This window comes from Vibrio proteolyticus NBRC 13287, assembly GCF_000467125.1.
In the GTDB taxonomy this organism is placed as follows: Bacteria; Pseudomonadota; Gammaproteobacteria; order Enterobacterales; family Vibrionaceae; genus Vibrio; species Vibrio proteolyticus.
On sequence record NZ_BATJ01000011.1, the window covers coordinates 17,715 to 39,825 of the forward strand.

Genomic DNA, 22,111 nt, shown 5'->3' on the forward strand with positions numbered 1-22,111 from the left:
ACAGCGATTCGAGTGGCTCGTCGACGGAAGGATGTTGAGAGGCGCAGGTTGATGAACTGTGAAGTGGGCAACATTTGGTGCAAATAAAAAGCCACGCGTCCGCGTGGCTTTTAAAGCTTATCACTGTGCTTTATTTGCGATCTTGGTCGAAGTCACCGTGGAAGTGGCCGTGATCTGAATGACTGTGAGCGGCTTTTAGCTTCTCACCGATGCGCAGTTTCTTCACTGGCGCAGCCACACTCAGGGCACGAGGAGCTACTTTGGCTTTGGTCTGCTCTTCTTCAGCCGGGAACAGAGGCTTACTGAAAGCGTAGTAAGTGGTCACATAGGCCAGTGCCTGAGTGTTGACATACAGTGCTTTCTGGCTGATGTTGTTCAGATCATCACAAGCCTGGTGGTAACACTTGTCGTACGCAACGTCGATTTCGCCACCGAACTGATCCACTTCTTCAGCAGTTTTGACTTTCTCGGCACCAGTAAACAAGCCGCCGAATGCCACACCCCAGTCAGCAAAGCCAGCGTAGTCTGAGCGTTTTGACAGCGCTTGAGGAACGGTTGATTCTGACTTCGCAGAGAAGAACTCATTAAAGGTTGCTTCGATGTCAGACGTACCAAACGGTGGTTTGAAGTCTCCAGTGTAGGCGTTGTCCGGGCTATCTTTGGTGTCGGACAAGTCGCCATCCATCACGCCGAAGATGTAGTTTGGTGAACCGATCATGTCGAAGTTGAGGTACATCTTCACTTTGTTGAGCTTGTTGTAACGCGCGTCAACCAGTTCAAGCTGCTCTTCGGTCAGCTGGCTTGGGTCTTCCAGGCCGAGTTCGTCCAGAATCTCTTGCTGTGCTTGCTCGTAAATCGGGCCAAACAGCTCACTGGTGTAGTGTTCAGAGCCAACCAGACCCGCTTCTTCTGCTGCCCACCAAGCAAAGCGAACTTTGTTTTTCACCGGAGCTTTGGTGTTGGCCAGAGTAACAGCGTATTCCAGCAGACCTGCGGTACCAGAGCCATTGTCATTGATACCCGGACCTTCAGGAACGGAGTCAAGGTGGGCCCCCAACATAACGACTTGGTTCGGGTTGCCGCCCTTCGTTTCTGCCAGTACGTTCTGAGTAACGACCATTTCATCTTGAATGTTCACATTCAAAGTCGCAGGAATGGTTTGAGCCTCGCTCAGATCAAACCACTGTTTACCCAGATCGTAGCGCGCACCGAAAGCAGGAATCGAGGCGGTGGTATCGCTGCCCAGTGTACCGTTGACGACTGATTTACGGCCTTCATCGTTACCCTGGTTGAATACGATCACTGCTTTGGCACCAGCACTTTCAGCATTAACCACTTTCGCGCTGAAGCTACAGCCACCCCGCTGAATGACGGCAATTTTGCCAGCAACATCTTTGCCGTCGAAATCGCTCGCTTCACAGCCGTCGGTGTCGTCGTAGTTTGGATCGGAGAACGCAAAGTCAGGCGTGACGAACGCTAATTCACCGCTCAGTTCACCGTCCGAGCCACCAGAGTAAGACATCACCGCATAATCCGGTTCAACACCTTCGTCTGCTTCACGAGTGCTGATAAGGTCAACGCCATCAACGTTAAGCTGAGTACCGCTCAACTCTTCCCAGGCACGGAAATCGAATTCTTGCGTTGTGACTTTGTAGCCATGATCTTTCATGACTTCGATAATGTAGTCGACGGAGTGTTGATAACCGTCAGAGCCGGCTGCACGTGTTACCGAACTGCCATCTGTGGTTTTGGATGCACGAGCTTCCAGCTCGACCAAATGATCCACCACCTCTTCACGTTCAATTTTGCTACTGACGTAACCCGCCGCTTTCTTCGGATCGTCCCAGTAACAACCTGTGAGCATGGTTGAGCTGATGACGGTCGCGAGAAGCGTTCTTTTTGTTGTCATGCTTACTTGCATTTGTGACTCCTTGTGTTGAGTAAACCTCCCCATTGTTGACGAAATCAAAAGTTATAAATATGTTAAATTAGTGTGGTTTTTCGAAAAAGGAATCAATATCAAACTATTTGCATTTCTCTGATGTAATATTCATTTTTATGATGTGTTGGTTTCACATTATCCACAGTATTCGTAACTCTTTGTCTTTTAATGATAATTTTATAGTTTCGTTAAGTGTTACTTATTGAACAGATGAATATCACACCACTTTAAACAGAGACAAAAAAGCCACGCAAATGCGTGGCTAATCATCTCAAAGGGAATCGCAACCGCGATCAAAAACCCTTAATGTTTTCCGCTTCCAGTTCAGTGAAGTATTTGACGGTTTTCACTTTCAGCTCTTGAGTCGCGGGTTCATCACACACGATGACGGCTTTAGGATGCAGTTGCAGCGCTGAAACGGTCCACAGGTGGTTGACACAACCTTCGACAGCGGCTTCCAGCGCTTGTGCTTTGTTATGGCCAGTCACCAGAATCATGATTTCTTCAGCATCCAGCAGTGTACCGACACCAATGGTTAATGCGTATTTTGGCACCTGACTGATATCGCCATCGAAGAAGCGGGAGTTCGCGATACGAGTATCTTCGGTCAATGTCTTGATACGAGTCCGAGAGGACAGTGATGATGCTGGCTCATTGAATGCGATATGGCCGTCGTTACCCACACCACCCATGAACAGATTAATTCTGCCGTAAGCCTTAATTTTGTCTTCGTAGCGTTTGCATTCGACTTCGTGATCTTCAGCATTACCATTTAGCAGGTTGATGTTCTCTTCCTGGATATCAACGTGGTTGAAGAAGTTGTTGTACATGAAAGAGCGATATGATTCTGGGTGATCCGCCGGAATGCCCACGTACTCATCCATGTTAAATGTCACAACGTGCTTGAAGCTGACTTCGCCGGCTTGGTAGAGCTCGATCAGAGCTTTGTAGGTGGCCAGAGGGGTTCCTCCGGTAGGCAGACCCAGAACGAAAGGACGCTCGGCGGTTGGGTTGAAATTGTTGATACGCTTAGCGATGTGAGCGGCTGCCCATTTACCTACTTGCGCTGCTTTGCTTAACGGAATAAGTCTCATGTTATTGCCCCTAGTCTTGGAAATCACGTGTCCTGATTAATTAATTTGCATTATAAAATAAGTTGGTCGGCACGGCTATTGTTTTTGGTCAAATTTTAGCTGATTAGCGCGAGTGGTGGGGTGAAAATTGAAGAGCTTCATGTTTTTAGCGTGTTTTTGCCTAGTTAAAAGAGGGAAGTATCAACCAAGCTTAGTGAATCAAGGTTATAAATTTATGACCTGAATTAAGCCAGTGTTTGATGTGCCTCAAAGTGATTGATTGGCATACTTGTCACAAGTTTTCCATACTTAAGATAACAGCTTATATCATTAGATATGAGTGAAATAGACACCTCAATCAGGCTGATAAGGAGTAAGGTGATGAAAAACGAACTGGATCCCACCAAAGTATTGCAAGCCTACGAAACTGTGATGTCCAGAGGGACGCCCACTGAATTCGGCAAAATGTATGAGGGTATCGAAGCGTTTTCGGATTATGACGGTTACAACGTCTATATGCGGGGAAATGGTGTGGAGCTGAAAGTAGGTTTTCACAATACCTACCACCTTGAATACGATCAGGAACATCTGCGTGACAGTTTCCTGAAAAAAGTGGCTATGTTGGCCAAATAACCAGACATCCTTGTCTTAATCTTAATCGAAAACAAAGCCCTGTACCTGATTCCGGTACCAGGGCTTTGGGAGAAAGATTCCTGTCAACTGTCAGGCTGGTGGCCTGAAATCAGTCTTCTTCAGCCAACGCAGAGTCCTCTGCGTAGTCATCACTTGCATCCGGTTTGTTACGACCATTGAGAGTGTGAAAACGCTTACGACCACGCGCCAGCTGAATGTATTTTAACCAGGTGCGTTCCAGTTTGGATTTGGCTTTACCAGGATTTTCCAGCACTTTCAGAAAGTGCTTTTCCTCGGCATTTTCTGGCTCAATTTCACCAGTTTCCAAACCCAGCATGGTATCCCCATAAAAAGTTAGGATTTCCTCTTCTGCAAGAGTAAAATCACCGGACTTTGCAAAGCCTCGTGGGAACTTAGCATTGTCATAAAAACGTTTTTTGCCTTGACGGAATTCGATGTCAGACATGTCAAAAGCCTCTATAACCAGTAGTAATGACTCACGGCGAAAGTTAGGCGTAAACATTGAAAAAGAAAAACAAAAACTTTTTATCGATACAATAAATTTATATTGTTAGTCTGGATGCGGAATAACCAAGGGTAGATTTATGGACGTAAAAGTCTTCCGGACCTTTCTTGAGGTCGCTAAAGCCAAGCACTTTGGGCGTGCAGCAGAGAATCTTTTTATCACTCAGGCTGCGGTCAGTGCACGCATCAAACAACTGGAAAGTTACTTTGATACACAGCTGTTTATTCGTGACAGAAACAACATCAAACTGACGTCTGCCGGTGAGCGTCTGATCAGCTACGCAGAAGTGATGGTCTCGACATTACAACAAGCCAAGCTGGAGCTTTCGCTCGAAAGTGGTAAAGCGCTGCAATTGACCATGGGCGGGACACCAAACGTGTGGGACGCCTACTTACAAAACTGTTTGAGCGTGGTGACAGATGCGTTAAGCGGCTACGGTTTTATGGCTGAAGTAATGGGGCGTGAGCAGCTCAATCGCCAGTTACTCGAGCGCACGCTGGATATGGCTTTTGCTTTTGATCAGATCAAGGCGGAAGAGCTGTCGTGCAAGAAAGTGGCTGATATGGTGCTGCTGATGGTGTCTACGGAGCAAGAATCTGTCGAAACGGTCTTTGACAGCCAGTACGTGTACGTGGACTGGGGAACGCGTTTTGCGTCTGAACACGCAGAGCGTCACCCTAAAGCACCGGCCCCTTATCTGAGGACCTCAACAGCGCGTATCGCGCTGGACTTTATCCTCGAGAAAGGTGGCAGTGCCTATCTGCCCGCCTCACTGGTGGAGCCATTCATTAACTCTGGGCAGCTACACAAAGTTCAAGGGGTTCGAGACTGGCAGCGCCCGATCTATCTCAGCTACCGCAAGAATAGCTCTTCCGTTGAAGCGATCAGTCAGGTGGAAGAGTTGGTGAAAAGCATCGATCCGCTCAGCAGCTACAGCATGCAGCAGGCCGGAGAGCTTGTTGCCGATTAAGGCTGACACGATATGTATTAATAAGGCTCCTTGTTAGGAGCCTTATTCGTATTGGTCGCTTTTACGACCACAAAGCACTCAAACCACTTAATAGTGACGAGCTCGCCCCTTGGGATTGCAGGGCTTTCAGAATGATGGGGGTAAACTGTGTGACCATTTCAGGGCTCAGACCCACCGCCGAGAATGCGCTTTTAACACTTTCCATGTTATTGAGTGTATTGGTCAGCGAAGAAAGATCCAGAGAACTCAGACCTCCCGTCATGGATGACAGCTCTTGGCTGTTTTCCGGTGACAGGGCATTTTGTGCGTAAGAGAGCAGAGCACCGGCTCCGGTTGCCGCCTGAGTTGGCGTGATATTGAGCTGCTCAGCCAGGTTTCCTGCAACGGATTTGGTCAGAGGGGTGGATGGCAGAAGGCTTTGTGACGTTGGTTGAGACCCGGCGGATTGACAAGCCGTCATTGCAAGGCAGCCTGCCAGCACAAAAAGCGCTTTATTCATTCTATATTTCCTTTTGGACTGAGTGTGATTCGCATTTTACGTCACTCGTAGTGAGATGTATGTCTCATTTTTACGGATTTACCGAAAATTGAAATAAGAACGTTCGCATTGCGCGTTTTGTCAGCAGAGAAGTAAAACAAGGCTCTCGTCAAGGGCCTTTTTGTATTGAGTTGCACACTCTATGACATATTTACTGGCGAGCTACCAATAGCTTTCAGCCTTAATGAAATGCATCTTAAAGCCTTAAACGTTTGTTAGCTGGTTACTTGCACGATGTGATACTTGAAATAGCCTTAGTCGAACCTTTGAGTGTATATGTGGCTGAACTACCCCTAGCCATATTTTCAAATTTAATCCAACTTCCTGCTTTCATTGCGCTAACTATAGTATTATTCACCCTAGTATCTTTCTCTGATGTTCTGATGACCATTGAGGCTTGATTAACTATGTTTCCCATTTTCGTGTCAGTTTCCCATTGAATCTTATCGCCTGGCTTCGAATACACATCCTTGACCGATATTCTAAGCTTCCCTTTTGAGGGAGAGCATTCGACAATCAGCCCGTAATAATCAGATTTCCCATTATGAATCTCAGTAGCCAGTACAATGGCACCAAAGCTACCCCATGACATCCAACGTTCTTTCGAATAGTCATCTTTAGTCGCACTATGCACAGATAAAGAACACAACGACAATAATAAGATTAGATATTTCATAGCATTCACCTTAGCCAAATAAATACTTACGCATAGTAAATGAACCCTATTGCGCGTCAGTCAGCTAAACGTCCTGTTAAGGGGTGAGCAACGCAATACTGAATCCACCGTAAACTATCTTAATCACTAAAACCAACGCAGAGTAAAAATGCCACGCGTTGCGAATCACTCTTAAATTGTTTGTTATAGCTAGTTGCCCACGATTCCATAAATTGGCCCAATTTGAGATGGACAATAGCACTGTGACTGTAAGGGTAACGCCTGACGTAGCGGACAAGCGCCACCCTGCACATAACAGACGCCACCAAATTGAGCTTGTGGCTGCCTAGGAACAAACGATCGCGGACTTACTTTACGTAGCTCGACATCAAATGTTCCATATACATACCTTGGGATATTTGATGCATCTATCGTCATATTTCGATTAACCCAAGGGTCGTATGCGGAGATTTGCTGCCAATTTACGTTGCCGATATTGTCTCGATAGTAGCGACCACCATTCACGATTATTGAATGGTTTGAGGTTTGGTCTTTATACCAAATCATTACGGGTTCATCATTTTGTAGTTTTTCTAACAGCCAATTCGCATTTGGGAAACTATTACCTGCCGAAGCTCTGACTTCCCACGTGCTTCCATCCGCGCTGACAGATAAGCCATTCAAAATTTTTAGTGTCCCCTTAAAACCGGGGGCAGTGTTATTTACAGCGGAACCGTATGCCGCAGTAACAAGCCTATGCTGACTAATATCTAATCCACTCGTTAAAAATATCGACTGAATTGATGCAGCCCAACACCAGTTGGACTTTACTTGAGGGCGAGCTTTGAAGCCGTCCACTCTCACAGTATCGGCATGAACTATTCCAATAAAAAATGTAAATATTAAAAATACTATGACTCGTAATTTCATGATTAATCCTTATCTATAGTTCCAACGTCCTGCTGAGGTGTGAGTAACGCAATATAAAAGTCTCTGCACACCACCTAAATTACTAAAATCAACGCATAGTGAAAATTCCACACGTTTCGAATCACTTTTAAACAGTTTGTTATACGATTTTACTCAAGTGACTTCACTAACTCATGAATTTCACTAATGCTGTAAGATTTATACTTGTCGTAAATATCCCTTGTATTGACGGAAGCATGGGACTCGTTGTTTATGCCAGCAACTGATTTGTAGTTGCAAATTTTTGCACTAATATTTCCAACTTCTAATCCAGACTTTAGTGATATCTCACGGGCATACTCACTTTGCTTACCCCTCGGAAACCCTTCACTTTCCAACTTTTTGAAAGCCTCTAAGCATCTGAGTTCGTTTAAGTCATTCCACAAGGAAGTATCTCTATAGCTCATAATAACCACCAAAGTATTCTGACTGTTACTAGTGAGAGTATAGGAAGTTATGCGCGCTATTGTATAACGCCCAAGTAAGTAGTGAGCAACGCTACCACTACACCGTAAACACAAAAGCCAAATCAAACCAAAGCCGCTGAGAGTTGCGAATCCGTCTTAAAGCGTTTGTTATGTGTATGCCCATTGCTGCTCAATATCGTGTCTTAGAAGGCTCCAATGATGCCAGCAAGACTCGGCCAATTCTAAAACATCAATTATTGACTCATCCGTAATAACTGCAAATTTACCCCGTATGCCAGGACAATTAGAGCCATTGACACTTTCATATTGAAAGCCTGCTAGATGTGGCTTTACTTCAGACCAAGGTTTCTTTGTCAACTGGCAATGCTTTGATTGATTTGCTAAATCAGCACAGATTTTAAGAGATTCATGACTCTCGATGAATTGTTTAATTTGCTTATGAGTAACACCGACTTTATTTAGGCTTGACACCCAATCTTGTAAGTGATGGCAGTGCATAAAGAAAGACAAAATATCATCTTCAACATATGTCCTGTGATCCCACAAGATCAAATTATCTCCAGAGTACACATTTCTTATTCGTTTTAGATAACGCTCAACACGATCAAATTGTTCCATATTTCCTCTAAAGTACATAACGCCATGTTAAGGTGTGAGCAACGCAATACAAATGCCACCGCATACCACCTTAATCACAAAATTAAACGCATAGTGAAAATGCCAAGCGTTGCGAATCACTCTTAAATGCCTTGTTATACACGTTCTAAAGGCTTGACTCGTAATACTTAACCATTTCGTCTTGGCTAATCGCGTTACTTTCTAAGCTTTGTTGATCTTTAAAGATTTGCGCCAAAGAAGGAAGTATTGAGCGATTTACTTTATAGTCATCAGACCAGAGCTTTCCTCTCATCACTGCTTTAGCACAGTGAAAATACATACTTTCTATCACTATTTTGATAACAACCTTGGGAGACTTACTTCCATCAGGACAAACGGATAACAAGTTGGAGTCAGTATGAATACTCGCTGTTCCTTTGATACGAACTACTTCATCAATACCATTGACCATCAATAACAGCCCTACTTTTGGGTTACTGATAATATTTTTAAGGCCATCAATTCGATTATTCCCCGAGCTATCGGGAAGCAATACTGTTGATTCATCTAAAACTTTAATGAAGCCAGGCTCTCCTCCCTTTGGGGAGAGATCAACATAGCCTTGTGAATCAGTGGTGCTTAGAACCGCGAAATGGCAATTATTTATTAGCGTAATCGCATGAGTATCCAGAGCAGGTAGAACTTTATTTTTAGCTCTCGCACTTGGCTCTGCGTAAATTCCTTTTAATTGCTCTATCGTTTTAATTTCACTCATTCTATTTTGTTCCTTCATAAGGGTATATCACCCAATTAAGGGGTGAACAACGCCACCACTAAACCTGATGCATTGTAACGTAATCACTAGATTTGAAGTAGATGCAAAAATGCCAAGCGTTGAGAATCCCTCTTAAATTGTTTGTCAGAATTACAGTTCCCACCCAGACTTATATGTTCTAGTACTCAACAAGCTACAGAGCTCGTCCATCACTTTCATAGATTTTTCAAGCCTCGGTTTCCTTTCTTCCGAAAGGGCATCATTGACCCAATGACGATTATGAACATACAAGTTGTAAGGGTTAATGATGCATTTGAAATCAATGCTTAATGACGTCGACAGCGTAGAATCAGCCATGTAACTATGAGGCAGACCCGCTGAAGTTACAAACGTCACCACTTTATCGAAGAGCGCGCCAGTTAAGCTGCCATCAGGAGGTGTAGACCCAACATATTCAATGTATTTTTTTAACTCAGAACAACATCCCCAATTGTAAATTGGGCTGCATAAAACAAGACCACTAGCTTCAGACGTCAATTTATGTAACGTCTTATATTGTTCCGTCTGATATATTTTGTCGTTGTCAAAATTCGGTGTATTAAGTTCAGCCAAATCAACAAATTTAACTTTTCTATCCAACGATTGTAGCTCGTCAATACAGAGCTTAGCGATTTGACGGCTTCGACTCTTTGGGTCCAAGCTCGAACTTACTACCAAAATGTACATGTTATCTCCTGCCGAATACTAACGCCCTGTTAAGGGGTGAGGCACGCGATACGAAAGCCTCTGCACTACTCCGTAAACACAAAACTCTCTGCAAACCAAAAGTGCCATGCGTGCCGAATCTGCTTGAACAGTTTGTTATGTGCGTAACCTTTGTGGCGTGAGGAATTGTTTATAGCACTCATTGCACAACCAGGTGCTGCCACCATAGTAATAACCAAACCCAGACTCTTCATCAACTGTATGGAAGATTGTCCAAAAACATATTAAACAATGATCATGCTCATCTTGTTTAGAGTATTTTTTAAACACCCAATTCTGTTGTTTCGCCCAATCGATATTATCTTGAATATCTTCAAGCTTCCATTTACGTCCATGAATTAAGACTTTTTGAGTCACATATACCCCCCAAGCACATAACGCTTAATTAGCAAGCTAAAAGCCATCTTTAATCCTCCTATAGTGCAGCCTTTCTTAGACAGGTTCAATTGACGAACAATAGGTGACTGGAAACAATAGAACATTAGGTTGTTAAGTACCGCATAATTTTCATTATTCTGGTTCCCGGACTTCTTAGGAGCTGATTTCATATTACAAATTAAGTCAGATTAAGCTGTAATTGATCTAGGTGAGAGCCTTGACAGGAAGAGCAGGAAAGCTCCTCTTTGAGAGTAAAGATTACGTAGGTCGTTTCTGCTTCAACTTTAAAACGCGTAAGGCACTTCTCTTCCAAACAATCACAATAAAGCACCTGAAGTTTTATATTTTCACGCTTACTTGTTCTTATTGTTGTGTTCCGGCCTCCACACTCAGGGCAGGTGGGTTTGTAAACTTTCATAGGTCGCCCTTAAAGGATAAGCAATGAAAAGCCCGCAAAGTATGCGGGCTTGGTTATGTGGTCAATTTGCGGCGATATCGAAATAAATTTCAAATAAAAACAATAGGTTAGTTTGTTTAAAAAACTCTCGTTGGAGCCTTGATAGGTAGGTTAAGGGAGATCAAAAATCAGCGCTTTGACGGTCTCGTTGGTCGGGTTAGCGAACGTTACCTCATTAACGGCCTCAATTTTGGCGCCGTCACCGCTATGCAAAGCAGTGCTGTTAGCTTGCATCACGCCGTCCACTTGGTGAACATATGTGTTGCGTTCCGATATGGTTTCAAAGACAAACGTTGCGCCCGGCGTCAAGATAAGCTGATACAAGCTGGCGTCTTGTTTGATTTGCAACGTACCATCTGCTCCATCTGGTGTGGCGATGGCGGTTAATCCAGGTTGCTGGCCAAAATCTTTTTGCTGATAACCCGGTGGATTACCAAAGCTGTCTGGTTGAATCCAGATTTGCAAAAAGCGCAGGGTACCGCTGTCTGAGCCGTTGAATTCGCTATGAAGAATACCTCGACCTGCAGACATCAACTGGAATTCACCCGTGGGAAGTGACTGAATGTTACCTTCACTGTCCTTGTGCTTAATAACGCCGTCAAGCACGTAGCTGATGATTTCCATATCTCGGTGCCCGTGAGTATCGAACCCCGCGCCGGGCTGCACGATATCGTCATTGATGACGCGCAGCGCAGAGAAACCCATGTGCTGTGGATCGTAATAATTGCCAAAAGAAAACGTGTGTCGGCTATCGAGCCAACCAAAGTTAGCCCGGCCACGATCGTTTGCATGTCGTACAGTAATCATATTTTGCTCTCCAGGGGGGGAACGCTCACAAGCGGCCGGTTACACTAGTTTTTGGCTTAGAACGTTATCCAGTGCCAGTTTACCTGAGCCTGAAATTGCCAGAGAAACGGTGGCGGCAAGCAAGGCCAGACCAAATTCGTAACCGTTGTTAGACATAAATAAGCCGTTGTCGATGTGGACAGAGAAAATCGCCACAATCAAAGTAAACGCAGTCACTACGGCGGCTGGACGAGTCAATAAGCCAAGTAGCAGGAACAGACCACCAAAAAATTCAGCGCTACCCGCCATGAAAGCCATAAGCACACCAGGTTCAAGACCAATGGATGCCATCCACTGTCCGGTGCCTTCCAGGCCATAACCCCCAAACCAGCCAAACAGTTTTTGTGAACCGTGGGCCATCAGGATGATACCGATTGGCACGCGCAGCGCCAGTGGGCTGTAACCTGCTTGAGACGCGCTGATTTTTTTTAGTAGTGCTTTCATCATTCTTTCCTCAATAAATTTGAATGTTTGTTTGATTCAGGGAGCGACCTCCCCTTAATGCTTGATATCAAGTTTAGGTGCATTTCTTCCGCAAGGTAATGGGACGACATTGACGTACTCGTTCGAAAAATTTGAAGGAGAATAAATCCAGTTTGAGTTGTCGCGCTGAAAGTTCGTCCGAAAAAAGGCGAGAGGCGGGAGTTTATGCTGTGGCTCAGTGCTTGCTCTGTCATTGGGATGTCAAATTGACGTTGAATGAAAACTATACGATTGACTTTTGATTGCGCTGGGAATAGCATCCGGTTCGCTCACAGAGCAATTCAATTTAAATTCATTTTTTTGAGGAACAACAGAAGCCTATGGACTCGTCGAGTAGTCGAATAATGAATATGGTTTTTTCGAAATGTCGAAAATGCCAATGGGTTTCTGGTTAGTCAGGCAGTTGCCGTTTTTGCATTTGCCTGAAGACCAAACCTGTGGCAGATGCAGAATTTCCTTTCTCATCCTTACTTCGAATTTTCCGTGCATACTTCTTTGAAGTTCATTGACTGTCACCAGAGTATCCGCCTACTGGTGATACCAGCGAGCGCTTTAAAGAACAAACGACAAAACAACGGTATGTTGATGCTGCGCCTTACGTAAGAGTGCCCGTGTTCAGTGGGTATGACGTTCTAACGTTGTCACTGACCCATATAATGCTGTTACGTATACGCAACTAGGTTTCTCTGTCCAAAGCAGTACTTGGATGAGAGTTATGAAAATTACACACATTGTACAAAATGACCGCCGTCCTCTCTTCAGAGCGCACGGCTTTAATCGGATCCAGCCGTACATCAACACAGACTGTTTTTGTGTTGAGGATGAGTTGAAAGTGTATCGGGTCATCAATCGTCTTCGCTTGATCGCGCATGCCAATCTGGTGATTGAATCAATCGTCGTTATTTCCGACAGCGGAGAGTACCTCGGTCTGATCCCTTTGCAGAGTCTAGCTGTGGCTGATCCTATGTTGCCGATTCGGGCACTGATAGAGGGGGCAAATCACTACGTATATGCGACCGAGGCATCATCACGTGCGGCGAACGTGTTGCGCCAGTGTCCCTGGCCTTTGTTGCCAGTTCTGGATGAAGAGCGACGGGTGTTGGGCGTACTGGAACGGCAAGTGGCTTTGAAGTGGCTACATCAGAGCAAATCGCGTTCGTTTTCCGGCTGGTTGAACGCGGTCAGCGATCGCTGCTTGAATCGTTTGCGTAGTCGGAAATACCATCGCAGTGAAGGTATGTAAATATCGGTAAGTGAGCGTGGTCTTTCGTACTTATCGATATAATTGTCGCTTTAGTCGGGCGTTTGTCGAGCGGTGTTCCATCGCTCGAGTTGTTGCCGATAATTTTCCAGCCAGGAGAGCAGTTGTTCGATGGACCAGTGCTCTCCGGCCATCAGGCTTTCTTCAAGTTTTCTTGCAGGTTCCGCAAGCTTATCGAGCCCGACCGTCAGGGCGCCGCCTTTTAAGCGGTGAACGAAGTGTCTGATATCGATCCATTCACTTTTTTCTATCGCACGGCGAAGTTTTGCCAGATCGTCTTGGCAGGTGTTCCAATATAACTCTTCTAGCGAATGATAGTTTTTAACCTCTGCCAACTGACTGGAGTTTGGTTCTGGTTCCTCTAACCATAAATCAAGGATGGTTTGTAAGTCATCTAACGTGACTGGTTTGGTCAGAACACCGTCCATACCAGATTCGATGCATTTTAGTTTGTGTTGTTCACTAGTGGCGGCTGATATAGCAATGACTGGAGTTTGTGTTAACCCTTGTTCTCGCTCAAAATGACGTATGTGTTCTGTAACTTGGTAGCCATCCATACCGGGTAAATTGCAGTCCATGAGAATTAAATCAAAATGTTGATTTGCTTTGAGCTGTGTTAGGGCTGCATGTCCATCTTGCGCAAACGAGCATAGTTGGCCCAGTTCACGCAACTGCTCTTCAATAAGCTGTCGGTTGACAGCCAGGTCTTCAACAACCAGGATTTTTGTTGGCGATTCATTAAAACGTGGAGTGATTGTATTGAGGACGGTTTGGGAAGAGCTCGCTTGTTCTTTTGTGTCTAACTTGACAGGTAACGCGATTGATATGGTAGTGCCGACACCCAGCTGACTATTTAGGTTAATAGAGCCATCCATCAGCGTGACCAATTCCCTGCAAATATTGAGTCCTAAACCTGTACCACCATATTTATTGGCGACAGAATAATCGGCTTGCTGGTACGCATCGAAGATACGTTCTTGTTTCTCTGATGCGATACCGATACCTGAGTCTTTGATGGAGATCGCCAATGTGGCCTTGTTATTTTCGGCAGAAATATTCGACAACTGGATCTTGAGTACAATGCTGCCTTGTTCAGTGAATTTGACTGCGTTAGAGAGAAGGTTAGTGAGGATTTGTCTAAGACGGAGTGGATCGACATGTACTCGGACATCAGCTAAATCCTGAGTGAAGAGCTGAAGTCGGACTCCTTTTTTATCGGCAGCCAGGCGGTGAACGTCCGAGACACTGGTTGCCAGTTCATTAATGTCCGTTGGCTCCGGTGACAACTGTAATTTATCTGTTTCTAGCTTCGATACGTCCAACACATCATTCAAAAGTTCTATCAAGTTCGTTGCTGAGGATTTAGCCAGTTGGGTCAACTCTTTTTGTCGGGTGGATTGTGGTGTTCTAAGGAGTAAATCGACAGTGGCCAATATCGCATTCATTGGAGTCCGTATTTCGTGAGACATCACGGCCAAAAATTGTGATTTTTCAGCCTCGCTGGCGACCGCTCGAACTTCTGCACGTTTCGCTCTCCAGTACAGCGTAATGATAACCAGCAGTGCGAGCGTGAACACGATGATCTCGGACGCGTAATATTTCAATACAGCCTGCCAAGCCGGCCGTCCAATGTGCACCTCCTTAATCCACTTAAGGTAAATCTCCCCATTTTTTAAAGATGTCATGTTTTCCAGAGACTTATTGATGATTGAGTGTAAGAGAGGATATTTGGGAGAAATGGGCATTTTAACCACAGAATACATGTCGGCAATCGTGCCAGCAATGTTGAGCGTGCCATAATATTTTCTGTAAATTATTGGTCTGAGAGCAATATCAGCGCCGACAACAGCGAAAACTGCGCCATGAAAAAGAGCTTCCAAAGCTTCTCTAGGATCGTTGATTAGCATCAGTTCCAGTGTCGGATAATGTTGTCTCAAGTAGGACTCATATCCTCCACCTCCTTTGACCGCCACCTTTTTGCTGGCCAGGGTATTGATATCAAACAACATCGGAGTATCCGAACGGGTCACTATGATGGCATCTGAAAAAATATAGGGGTGGGAGAGCAGTACTTTGTCACGAATGGATTTTTTCAGTCTGGGAGAGGCGACGGTAGACATGTGCAACGTGCCCTCCTCAAGTTTCAATAGAGTATCATTCCAGTTTGATGACTGGATTAATTTGAATTTGAGGCCAGTTTGTTTGGCAATTTCATCAATAAAGTCTCTGGTTAACCCTTTATGTTGTCCTTCCTTTAAGTATTCCACTGGCCAGTATTCATCAATTGAGTAGGTCACTTCGGGGTTAGCTTTTATCCAGGCTAGCTCTTCTGGTGAATAGCTCGATTGAGCATGCGCGGAAGGAAAAAAACCTACTAAAACCATAGATGCTAACAAAACAAAATATCGGATGTGATTCATTGACCCTACCTGGAGATGATCGACGCTTTTCTTAAATGTAATTCATAGAGCGAAGGACGGGTTTGAGAGTATTCTCATTTTTATCTGTTGATATTTTGAACATTATCATGGCATTTCAGACCATTCGGTATCAACAATAAGAACATTGGCTATTGTTAATAAGTCAAAGTTGGTCAGTGATCAAGGTTTCTGCTGCATCCATTTAGGGGAATACTGTGTCTTTTAATGAAATTAAAATCATGCTGTTGGATGATCATGCTGTCGTTCGAGAAGGCGTGTCAGCACGCTTAGAAAACGAAGCCGATATGAAGTTAATTGGGAGTTTCTGCGATAGTAAAAGTCTCCTCATGGCACTCCGTCGGGAGCCGATAGATGTTTTGTTATTGGATTATGAGTTGCAGCCGGGCGACAGTGACGGCTTTAATTTAATTCGTGCCATTAACGTGCGATTTCCTCAGATCGCCATTCTTATGATGTCAGCCCATTTTGATACAGCAACGGTAGGGTTGGCTCTGAGGGGGGGCGCCCGCGGTTTTATCGGAAAACAGCAGGCGTTACAAGAAGTGATTAAAGCTATCAGAGTGGTGGCAGGAGGGCGTATTTATCTGGAGCAGCAAATGGCAGTCGAATTGGCATCTGTTCGTGCAGAAGTGGTTCCAGTGTCGCGCGATACTCATGACAAAAATAAAATTGAAGACCTCATCGCCATCGCGAAATTATCACCAAAAGAATCTGAAGTTATCCGGTGTTTTATGTCGGGTATGTCGGTGACGGATATCGCGACTAAGTTTAGCCGAAGCGTTAAAACCATAAGTCGTCAAAAGCAGAGTGCTATTCAGAAGCTGGGTTTAAAAAGCGATCAGGAGCTTTTCAAGATTAAATATCAGATTGATTCGGAATAGACATCATGTACTAACTAATATTTCATTGTCTTTCGTGTTTTCGAGGCCGCTAACACCATGATTAAATAGAAAATTCACATTGCTAATAACATGGTGATTTTTAATAAAGTTAACAGATTTATAAACAATATTGAGGTGTGAGATTTGTCCTATCTTGGGTTTTTCACTATGCCTTGTATGATACCTTTGTATTTTTTATGCTTTCAATTTTTTCTCCCCTATAGCCAGTGACATAAGATCATTCTTAGTTATTGCTGGGGCTTTTTTTTTGAGAATAGTCTCATTCGAATCACACCGGAACATTTGTAGACTCCTTGTTGTTAACCATGATGCGTTATTTAAATAACGGAATGTGGTGTCACTAACAATAGTTATTCCATCTGGAGCATGACAAATGAAATATTTTCCACTGTTTATTTTGGTAGGGACACCAATTTTCTCTTACGCCAATCAAGATACGTATGAGTCCTATGCGTTTTTGGGGTTAAAAGGCGGCTATCAAATTGCAAACGATAGCAATTACCATCATCAGGATCCGACCAGTCACCTTCTGGGAGTATTTGCTGGTTGGCAATTTTCTCCGGAGTGGAGTGTTGATCTGGGCTACCAACATTGGAGCACACTCAAAGCCAAAGCGACAGGCGTTGAGGTGGATCTCTCGTTGCTCGAAAGTGCTCTACGTTACGATTGGTATCTTAATTCTGACACCAGTCTGTATGGACGCGCAGGTTTGGCATATTGGTCCATTGACAAATACTCTCCTATCCGTGGTGAGTTGGAGGCACGAGGTTACTCGCCGTTGGTGGAAGTAGGCGTTCATTATGCGTTGTCCTCAAACTGGTCTGCAAACTTGGGATATCAATACATCAACAATCTGGGAGACTCGGGAACGGATTATTTTGACAGCCACAGTGTGGTGGTCGGAATGACTTACCGCTTTGTTAATTCTAACAAGTCGGCACATAAGAAGCAGGTCGATCCTCGTCCAGTTATAGAAGAAGTAACCACTGCGAAGCCATCGGCTGTTGTGGTGATGAACGAGCAGGATGGCAGCAGCCTGTTTGCCACAGACAGTGCGCAACTAGCAACGTCAGCAAAAGCCCGAATACAAGAAGTGCTCTCAGTTCTACTTAGATTTCCTCAAGCGAATGTGATCATTACTGGTCACACCGATGCGGTAGGGAGTGAAGGCTATAACAAGGCACTATCTCTGCGTCGTGCCAATTCAGTGGCTCAATATTTAATCGGCCAAGGTGTTCTGGCACATCAGGTTGAAGTGCGCGCAATGGGTGAACGACAACCCATCGCGACTAACCACACTGAAGCTGGCCGGGCTCAAAATCGCCGGGTAGAGATAGTGATTCCAGAATTTAGTTATCAGGCTAATCAGTAGTATGAGAGTGATGTTTGTGATGAAGATGAAATTTATATCTGTGATAGTGGCAGGCATACTGCTGGTCGGCTGTGGGTCTGAGGATATTTTTGAAGATAAACCGAAGGAGCCAGCTCCGTATGTGCCAGTGCCAACAAAACCAGTTCCGGTGACGCCACCTGTTGTGGAGTTACCTGAGCCTGGGCATCCACCGGTCGCGTATCCACCTGTTGAATTGCCAGTCGAGCCGTTTGCTGAAATCACGGATTTGTATAAGACCAGTATTTGGTATGGCTTGGCTGCGACATCAGGCCGAGCAATAGCAGAGTGTCCGGATTGTACAACGGATGATTACCAGTTTACCTGGTTTGCAGACCTCAACAATGACGGTGTGTTTGAGGCTGAGACAGAAATAGTGCATGTGGGTGAGTCGTTAGAGATAGATGCGACAACATTAGGTAAAGTGATGAAACTGACAGTAGAACATCCACAAGCTACGAATCAACTCAGCCGCTACTACGTTCCCGCACCCATCATCAATCACTTGTATCTTGATGGTACGATTTTCGGGGCGATAACTAATGAAGGTAATGCAACGTTTTGGGGATTTGATGCATACGATGCCGGCGGTACACCTGGTCAAGTGTTTACTAGCGTAGATGAAATCCGGGGTGATCAGTGGAGCATTGCCATGATCATGAAAGATGGGACCGTCCTTACACGGGGACTCGATTACAACGGTGGTGATTCTAGTGCGGTTCAGGAGCGACTAGTTGATGTACAAGATGTAATTGCAGATGGTGTATGGGGCAACCGAGCCGCCATTACTGGTTCCGGCGAAGTCGTATTGTGGGGACCCAATGATTACAGTGCGATTGAAGATCAGCTCACTAATGTTAAGTCTATTGTGGTTGCTAGCGCGCTCGGACCTGGATGGGCTGCATTAACGTTCGACGGCCGGGTAATCACGTGGGGGGAGGCAGAAAATGGTGGTGACAGCTCAGCTGTAAGCGACAAACTGACAGATGTGGTTTCTGTATTGCCGAATGAAGGTGGGGCATTTGCTGCACTGAAGCAAGATGGAACAGTGGTGACTTGGGGGCAAGCACAGTATGGCGGTGACAGCTCTGAGGTGCAAGACAGACTTAACCACGTGACGGAACTGTTTGCTACCAGTCGAGCGTTTTTTGCTTTGAAAGCTGACGGCACGGTGGTTAGTTGGGGGATTGGCCCCGGAGACTCAAGTTCTGTAGAGGATAAATTAACCAACATTCAGACCATAGTAACAACATCAGGATCGGTGGCGGCTTTGCGCAGTGATGGTGAGCTGGTCGTCTGGGGAAATGCGTTTACTGGTGGTGATCCGTCTCAAACTGAACCATTGACGGATATCGTTTCAGTTAAGGCGCTCAGTCATGCCTTTATTGCTGAAAAATCCGATGGAAAGAAAATCGCCTGGGGTAACGGGATTGGTGCCCAAATCGAGTCTGATCCGTATAACGTGTTATCACTGCATTCATTGTATGAAGGGTACGATTGCTATGCGGTTATCTGGAAAGATCTGACCGTATCGGTCTGGGGGCAGGCGTATTGTTCCGATACCAGTGCAGTTGAATCTGAGTTGTACGACATTGTGGATATAGTTGCCAACATAGGCGCCTTTACTGCTCGATCGAAAGATGGCCGAGTTATGACATGGGGGAGTGCAGGTTATGCCGAAGGTGGCAATTCACTACCGATCGAATTTACTCCTCAAGCGGAAACAGAATATGAGACATTGCCTTGACGTTACTTGATAAAAAATCTTGCTAAGCCGGAATATCGCAACTTGCCTTTACATTGAGCCCTGCAAAGTGCAGGGCTTTTTCATTTATCAGTGAGTTACAAATTCATTAAACTTTCGAGGGATTCCTCAAAGCTCATGCCGGTATAGGTGTGTCGTTGATTACCATCTGTCGCATCGATCTCGACATCCGAAATCCCGCGTTTACCATGCTGCTCAATCAAACGCAGAGATTTTTCAACGGAGTGACTGATAACGACTTGATTATCATTGAGTTTTATCTTACATGAAAGTAAGTCCATAACTGACGTCCTTGTTGTTATTAACCAGATTGGAACGGTACTCACAAAGCGTAGACAACAAAGTCAAAGATCGACAAGTTCCCTTGTGCGGATTTAGTTCCGAAAATGGCTAGTTCAATTGATGGAGTCGCGTACAATTTGCTTAACGGTATGACAACAGGACTGAATCATGGCACCAATGGAACTCAATCGTCTGAGTCGCGAAGAATGTCAGCGAGCGAGAATGGCTCGGGATAGCCGCTTCGACGGACGATTTTACATCGCCGTCAAATCCACCGGTATTTTTTGTCGCCCCATTTGCCCGGCGAATTTGCCTAAGGAAGAGAACGTGGAGTACTTTGCCAATCAGGCTCAGGCACTGCAAGCGGGCTATCGGCCCTGCTTACGTTGCCGCCCGGATAGCGCCCCCAGCTCCTGGGCGTGGAAAGGCACCGAAACGACGTTTCTGCGTGCGATGAAACTGATCGAGCAGGGCGGTCTGCAAGGTGCCAACTTACCTGCGTTGTGTGATCGGCTGGGCATTACCGATCGCTATCTGCGTCAGTTGTTCCAGCAGCATCTGGGCATGTCTCCGAAACAGTACGCGTTATATCATCAATTGATGTTCGCCAAGCAACTGCTGCACAACAGCTCCATGTCGATCACTGATATCGGCTTTGCGTGCGGTTTTAACAGCACACGCCGTTTCAATGATGCCTTTCAGAAAGTGCTGAAACTGACGCCGAGTCAGGTGCGTCGGCAGCAACTGGGCAACGGACGCCACAATCAGCTGGCGCTTGCGTTTCGGGGAGCGTTTGACTGGCAACACATGTTGGAGTTTTACCGCTTGAGAGCGATTGAGGGGGTCGAGCGCCTGACTGAAAACCGTTATCAGCGTTACTTTGAGCTTGATGGCCGCTCAGGCTGGTTTAACGCGGATTTTAATCCCTCTCATAACGCTCGGACCCAGACGTTGGATGTTGAGTTTGAGCTGGAAGACATCACTCAGTTGCGTCAGTTGGTGACACGCCTGAGACGCATGTTCGACCTTGACGCGGATACGTTATCGATTGAATCACACCTTGAATCGGTGGCTCCGGGGTTGGTGACTCATTCAGGCATTCGCATTCCCGGGGTCTGGAGCCCATGGGAAGCCGGAGTTCGGGCGGTGTTGGGCCAGCAGGTGTCGATTAAGGCGGCTATCGGCCAGTTGAACTTGCTGGCACAGCAACTCAATCCGAAAAATTCTCAGCGATGCTTCCCCACACCTGCACAGGTGGCTGACGCTGACCTCAGTTTTTTGCGTATGCCCCAAAGCCGTAAGGACACATTAAAACGTTTGGCGGAGTATGTATCTAAAGAGCCGGACAGCGATCCTGAACACTGGCTGGCGCTTAAAGGCATTGGTCCCTGGACCGTCAGCTACGCCAGATTACGGGGGAAATCCGAAGCAGATTGCTTTCTGGATGGCGACCTGGTGGTAAAAAAAGCGCAAGCTGACTTTCCGGGCCTCAGCGCAGAATCCGTCGCCCCATGGGGCAGTTACGCCACTTTTCATTGTTGGAAACATATGTCATGAATCGATACAGCATTTTTAACAGCCCGCTAGGACGCGTCACTGTACAAGCTAATGAACAGGGACTGCTGGGTGTGTGGTTTGAAACGCACACCACACAACCAAAACAATTAGGTGCAAGAGACGATGATTTTCCTATACTTGTTAGAGCAATCAAACAGTTAACCGAATATTTTGCCGGAGAGCGTACGGTTTTTTCGCTGCCAGTCGCCGCGCAAGGCACAGCGTTTCAGCAGCAAGTGTGGCAGGCGTTGCAGGCCATCCCGTACGGGGAAACTTGGAGCTATCAAGACTTGGCAAATTACATCAACAACCCTAAAGCGGTCAGAGCGGTTGGGTTGGCCAATGGTAAGAACCCGGTGTCGGTGATTGTGCCGTGTCATCGGGTAATCGGTAAAAGTGGTAAGCTAACTGGTTATGCGGGTGGATTGGAGCGGAAACAGTCACTGCTGAAACTGGAAGGGATTATCGACTAGCATAA

At 45.6% G+C, this 22,111-nt stretch carries 22 protein-coding genes; 8 read left to right on the forward strand and 14 right to left on the reverse strand.

The window, feature by feature from the left end:
* Nucleotides 1-130: 130 nt before the first annotated feature.
* Together VPR01S_RS13970 and nagB are read right to left on the reverse strand one after the other, a co-directional pair.
* Nucleotides 131-1,921, reverse strand: coding sequence for a M28 family metallopeptidase (locus VPR01S_RS13970; RefSeq protein ID WP_021705993.1), 1,791 nt, complete (start codon nucleotides 1,919-1,921; stop codon nucleotides 131-133).
* 314 nt (nucleotides 1,922-2,235) lie between these two features.
* Entirely contained in the window at nucleotides 2,236-3,036 is an 801-nt protein-coding gene (gene nagB, locus VPR01S_RS13975) for a glucosamine-6-phosphate deaminase (protein WP_021705994.1), read from the reverse strand.
* Nucleotides 3,037-3,396: 360 nt separating this feature from the next.
* Between nagB and VPR01S_RS13980 the strand changes: the two genes are divergently transcribed.
* Nucleotides 3,397-3,648, forward strand: a complete 252-nt coding sequence (locus tag VPR01S_RS13980; RefSeq protein ID WP_021705995.1) for a DUF3081 domain-containing protein — start codon at nucleotides 3,397-3,399, stop codon at nucleotides 3,646-3,648.
* A 109-nt stretch (nucleotides 3,649-3,757) separates the two neighbouring features.
* On the opposite strand, the gene VPR01S_RS13985 is transcribed toward VPR01S_RS13980, so the two are convergent.
* Complete coding sequence (locus VPR01S_RS13985) at nucleotides 3,758-4,114, reverse strand: MaoP family protein (protein WP_021705996.1); 357 nt, start codon at nucleotides 4,112-4,114, stop codon at nucleotides 3,758-3,760.
* Between the two features lie 139 nt (nucleotides 4,115-4,253).
* Here VPR01S_RS13985 and VPR01S_RS13990 point away from each other — a divergent pair, with 139 nt between their 5' ends.
* The gene (locus VPR01S_RS13990) at nucleotides 4,254-5,144 is read left to right on the forward strand and encodes a LysR family transcriptional regulator (protein WP_021705997.1); all 891 of its coding nucleotides are present in this window, start codon (nucleotides 4,254-4,256) and stop codon (nucleotides 5,142-5,144) included.
* Between the two features lie 61 nt (nucleotides 5,145-5,205).
* Here the strand turns inward: VPR01S_RS13990 and VPR01S_RS13995 are convergent, their stop codons facing one another.
* The 9 genes from VPR01S_RS13995 to VPR01S_RS14035 form a co-directional block, all read right to left on the reverse strand.
* Nucleotides 5,206-5,643, reverse strand: a complete 438-nt coding sequence (locus VPR01S_RS13995) for a DUF2780 domain-containing protein (RefSeq protein WP_021705998.1) — start codon at nucleotides 5,641-5,643, stop codon at nucleotides 5,206-5,208.
* Nucleotides 5,644-5,905: 262 nt separating this feature from the next.
* Nucleotides 5,906-6,358, reverse strand: coding sequence for a hypothetical protein (locus VPR01S_RS14000; RefSeq protein ID WP_021705999.1), 453 nt, complete (start codon nucleotides 6,356-6,358; stop codon nucleotides 5,906-5,908).
* 189 nt (nucleotides 6,359-6,547) lie between these two features.
* Nucleotides 6,548-7,267: a hypothetical protein gene (locus VPR01S_RS22670; RefSeq protein WP_021706000.1), complete on the reverse strand. Its 720-nt coding sequence runs from the start codon at nucleotides 7,265-7,267 to the stop codon at nucleotides 6,548-6,550.
* A 614-nt stretch (nucleotides 7,268-7,881) separates the two neighbouring features.
* Nucleotides 7,882-8,352 (reverse strand): hypothetical protein, encoded by a 471-nt coding sequence (locus tag VPR01S_RS14015; RefSeq protein ID WP_021706002.1) that lies wholly within the window; start codon nucleotides 8,350-8,352, stop codon nucleotides 7,882-7,884.
* Nucleotides 8,353-8,497: 145 nt separating this feature from the next.
* On the reverse strand, nucleotides 8,498-9,106 hold the full coding sequence (locus VPR01S_RS14020) for a pyridoxamine 5'-phosphate oxidase family protein (protein ID WP_021706003.1): 609 nt from the start codon (nucleotides 9,104-9,106) through the stop codon (nucleotides 8,498-8,500).
* Between the two features lie 150 nt (nucleotides 9,107-9,256).
* On the reverse strand, nucleotides 9,257-9,832 hold the full coding sequence (locus VPR01S_RS14025; RefSeq protein ID WP_021706004.1) for an NADPH-dependent FMN reductase: 576 nt from the start codon (nucleotides 9,830-9,832) through the stop codon (nucleotides 9,257-9,259).
* 135 nt (nucleotides 9,833-9,967) lie between these two features.
* On the reverse strand, nucleotides 9,968-10,228 hold the full coding sequence (locus VPR01S_RS22675; protein ID WP_021706005.1) for a hypothetical protein: 261 nt from the start codon (nucleotides 10,226-10,228) through the stop codon (nucleotides 9,968-9,970).
* A 589-nt stretch (nucleotides 10,229-10,817) separates the two neighbouring features.
* Entirely contained in the window at nucleotides 10,818-11,513 is a 696-nt protein-coding gene (locus VPR01S_RS14030) for a pirin family protein (RefSeq protein ID WP_021706007.1), read from the reverse strand.
* Nucleotides 11,514-11,552: 39 nt separating this feature from the next.
* Nucleotides 11,553-11,996 (reverse strand): DoxX family protein, encoded by a 444-nt coding sequence (locus VPR01S_RS14035; RefSeq protein ID WP_021706008.1) that lies wholly within the window; start codon nucleotides 11,994-11,996, stop codon nucleotides 11,553-11,555.
* A 754-nt stretch (nucleotides 11,997-12,750) separates the two neighbouring features.
* On the opposite strand from VPR01S_RS14035, the gene VPR01S_RS14040 reads away from it, so the two are divergent.
* A complete protein-coding gene (locus tag VPR01S_RS14040) occupies nucleotides 12,751-13,278 on the forward strand; it encodes a CBS domain-containing protein (protein ID WP_052035759.1) in 528 nt (175 codons plus the stop codon).
* Between the two features lie 50 nt (nucleotides 13,279-13,328).
* Here the strand turns inward: VPR01S_RS14040 and VPR01S_RS14045 are convergent, their stop codons facing one another.
* On the reverse strand, nucleotides 13,329-15,716 hold the full coding sequence (locus tag VPR01S_RS14045) for an ATP-binding protein (protein ID WP_081693175.1): 2,388 nt from the start codon (nucleotides 15,714-15,716) through the stop codon (nucleotides 13,329-13,331).
* Nucleotides 15,717-15,931: 215 nt separating this feature from the next.
* Here VPR01S_RS14045 and VPR01S_RS14050 point away from each other — a divergent pair, with 215 nt between their 5' ends.
* The 3 genes from VPR01S_RS14050 to VPR01S_RS21985 all read left to right on the forward strand — a co-directional run bounded on the left by VPR01S_RS14050 (nucleotide 15,932) and on the right by VPR01S_RS21985 (nucleotide 19,776).
* Nucleotides 15,932-16,618, forward strand: coding sequence for a response regulator (locus tag VPR01S_RS14050; RefSeq protein ID WP_021706011.1), 687 nt, complete (start codon nucleotides 15,932-15,934; stop codon nucleotides 16,616-16,618).
* Nucleotides 16,619-17,012: 394 nt separating this feature from the next.
* Nucleotides 17,013-18,011 (forward strand): OmpA family protein, encoded by a 999-nt coding sequence (locus tag VPR01S_RS14055; RefSeq protein ID WP_021706012.1) that lies wholly within the window; start codon nucleotides 17,013-17,015, stop codon nucleotides 18,009-18,011.
* Nucleotides 18,012-18,027: 16 nt separating this feature from the next.
* Nucleotides 18,028-19,776 (forward strand): RCC1 domain-containing protein, encoded by a 1,749-nt coding sequence (locus VPR01S_RS21985; protein ID WP_156008735.1) that lies wholly within the window; start codon nucleotides 18,028-18,030, stop codon nucleotides 19,774-19,776.
* A gap of 95 nt (nucleotides 19,777-19,871) precedes the next feature.
* On the opposite strand, the gene VPR01S_RS14065 is transcribed toward VPR01S_RS21985, so the two are convergent.
* Nucleotides 19,872-20,075 (reverse strand): hypothetical protein, encoded by a 204-nt coding sequence (locus VPR01S_RS14065; protein WP_021706014.1) that lies wholly within the window; start codon nucleotides 20,073-20,075, stop codon nucleotides 19,872-19,874.
* Nucleotides 20,076-20,253: 178 nt separating this feature from the next.
* Here VPR01S_RS14065 and VPR01S_RS14070 point away from each other — a divergent pair, with 178 nt between their 5' ends.
* Both VPR01S_RS14070 and VPR01S_RS14075 read left to right on the forward strand, forming a co-directional pair.
* Nucleotides 20,254-21,633, forward strand: a complete 1,380-nt coding sequence (locus VPR01S_RS14070; RefSeq protein WP_040902824.1) for an AlkA N-terminal domain-containing protein — start codon at nucleotides 20,254-20,256, stop codon at nucleotides 21,631-21,633.
* Nucleotides 21,630-22,106 carry a methylated-DNA--[protein]-cysteine S-methyltransferase gene (locus VPR01S_RS14075; RefSeq protein WP_021706016.1) on the forward strand — a complete coding sequence of 159 codons (477 nt, stop codon included), beginning with the start codon at nucleotides 21,630-21,632 and terminating at the stop codon, nucleotides 22,104-22,106. The genes VPR01S_RS14070 and VPR01S_RS14075 overlap by 4 nt, the downstream gene beginning before the upstream one ends.
* The last annotated feature ends 5 nt before the right edge of the window (nucleotides 22,107-22,111 follow it).

What these genes read in the sequence shown, in the direction of transcription:
- VPR01S_RS13970 (WP_021705993.1), bottom strand. Translation starts at nt 1,921, where the DNA reads ATGCAAGTAAGCATGACAACAAAAAGAACGCTTCTCGCGACCGTCATC.
- nagB (WP_021705994.1), bottom strand. Translation starts at nt 3,036, where the DNA reads ATGAGACTTATTCCGTTAAGCAAAGCAGCGCAAGTAGGTAAATGGGCA.
- VPR01S_RS13980 (WP_021705995.1), top strand. Translation starts at nt 3,397, where the DNA reads ATGAAAAACGAACTGGATCCCACCAAAGTATTGCAAGCCTACGAAACT.
- VPR01S_RS13985 (WP_021705996.1), bottom strand. Translation starts at nt 4,114, where the DNA reads ATGTCTGACATCGAATTCCGTCAAGGCAAAAAACGTTTTTATGACAAT.
- VPR01S_RS13990 (WP_021705997.1), top strand. Translation starts at nt 4,254, where the DNA reads ATGGACGTAAAAGTCTTCCGGACCTTTCTTGAGGTCGCTAAAGCCAAG.
- VPR01S_RS13995 (WP_021705998.1), bottom strand. Translation starts at nt 5,643, where the DNA reads ATGAATAAAGCGCTTTTTGTGCTGGCAGGCTGCCTTGCAATGACGGCT.
- VPR01S_RS14000 (WP_021705999.1), bottom strand. Translation starts at nt 6,358, where the DNA reads ATGAAATATCTAATCTTATTATTGTCGTTGTGTTCTTTATCTGTGCAT.
- VPR01S_RS22670 (WP_021706000.1), bottom strand. Translation starts at nt 7,267, where the DNA reads ATGAAATTACGAGTCATAGTATTTTTAATATTTACATTTTTTATTGGA.
- VPR01S_RS14015 (WP_021706002.1), bottom strand. Translation starts at nt 8,352, where the DNA reads ATGGAACAATTTGATCGTGTTGAGCGTTATCTAAAACGAATAAGAAAT.
- VPR01S_RS14020 (WP_021706003.1), bottom strand. Translation starts at nt 9,106, where the DNA reads ATGAGTGAAATTAAAACGATAGAGCAATTAAAAGGAATTTACGCAGAG.
- VPR01S_RS14025 (WP_021706004.1), bottom strand. Translation starts at nt 9,832, where the DNA reads ATGTACATTTTGGTAGTAAGTTCGAGCTTGGACCCAAAGAGTCGAAGC.
- VPR01S_RS14030 (WP_021706007.1), bottom strand. Translation starts at nt 11,513, where the DNA reads ATGATTACTGTACGACATGCAAACGATCGTGGCCGGGCTAACTTTGGT.
- VPR01S_RS14035 (WP_021706008.1), bottom strand. Translation starts at nt 11,996, where the DNA reads ATGAAAGCACTACTAAAAAAAATCAGCGCGTCTCAAGCAGGTTACAGC.
- VPR01S_RS14040 (WP_052035759.1), top strand. Translation starts at nt 12,751, where the DNA reads ATGAAAATTACACACATTGTACAAAATGACCGCCGTCCTCTCTTCAGA.
- VPR01S_RS14045 (WP_081693175.1), bottom strand. Translation starts at nt 15,716, where the DNA reads ATGAATCACATCCGATATTTTGTTTTGTTAGCATCTATGGTTTTAGTA.
- VPR01S_RS14055 (WP_021706012.1), top strand. Translation starts at nt 17,013, where the DNA reads ATGAAATATTTTCCACTGTTTATTTTGGTAGGGACACCAATTTTCTCT.
- VPR01S_RS14065 (WP_021706014.1), bottom strand. Translation starts at nt 20,075, where the DNA reads ATGGACTTACTTTCATGTAAGATAAAACTCAATGATAATCAAGTCGTT.
- VPR01S_RS14070 (WP_040902824.1), top strand. Translation starts at nt 20,254, where the DNA reads ATGGAACTCAATCGTCTGAGTCGCGAAGAATGTCAGCGAGCGAGAATG.
- VPR01S_RS14075 (WP_021706016.1), top strand. Translation starts at nt 21,630, where the DNA reads ATGAATCGATACAGCATTTTTAACAGCCCGCTAGGACGCGTCACTGTA.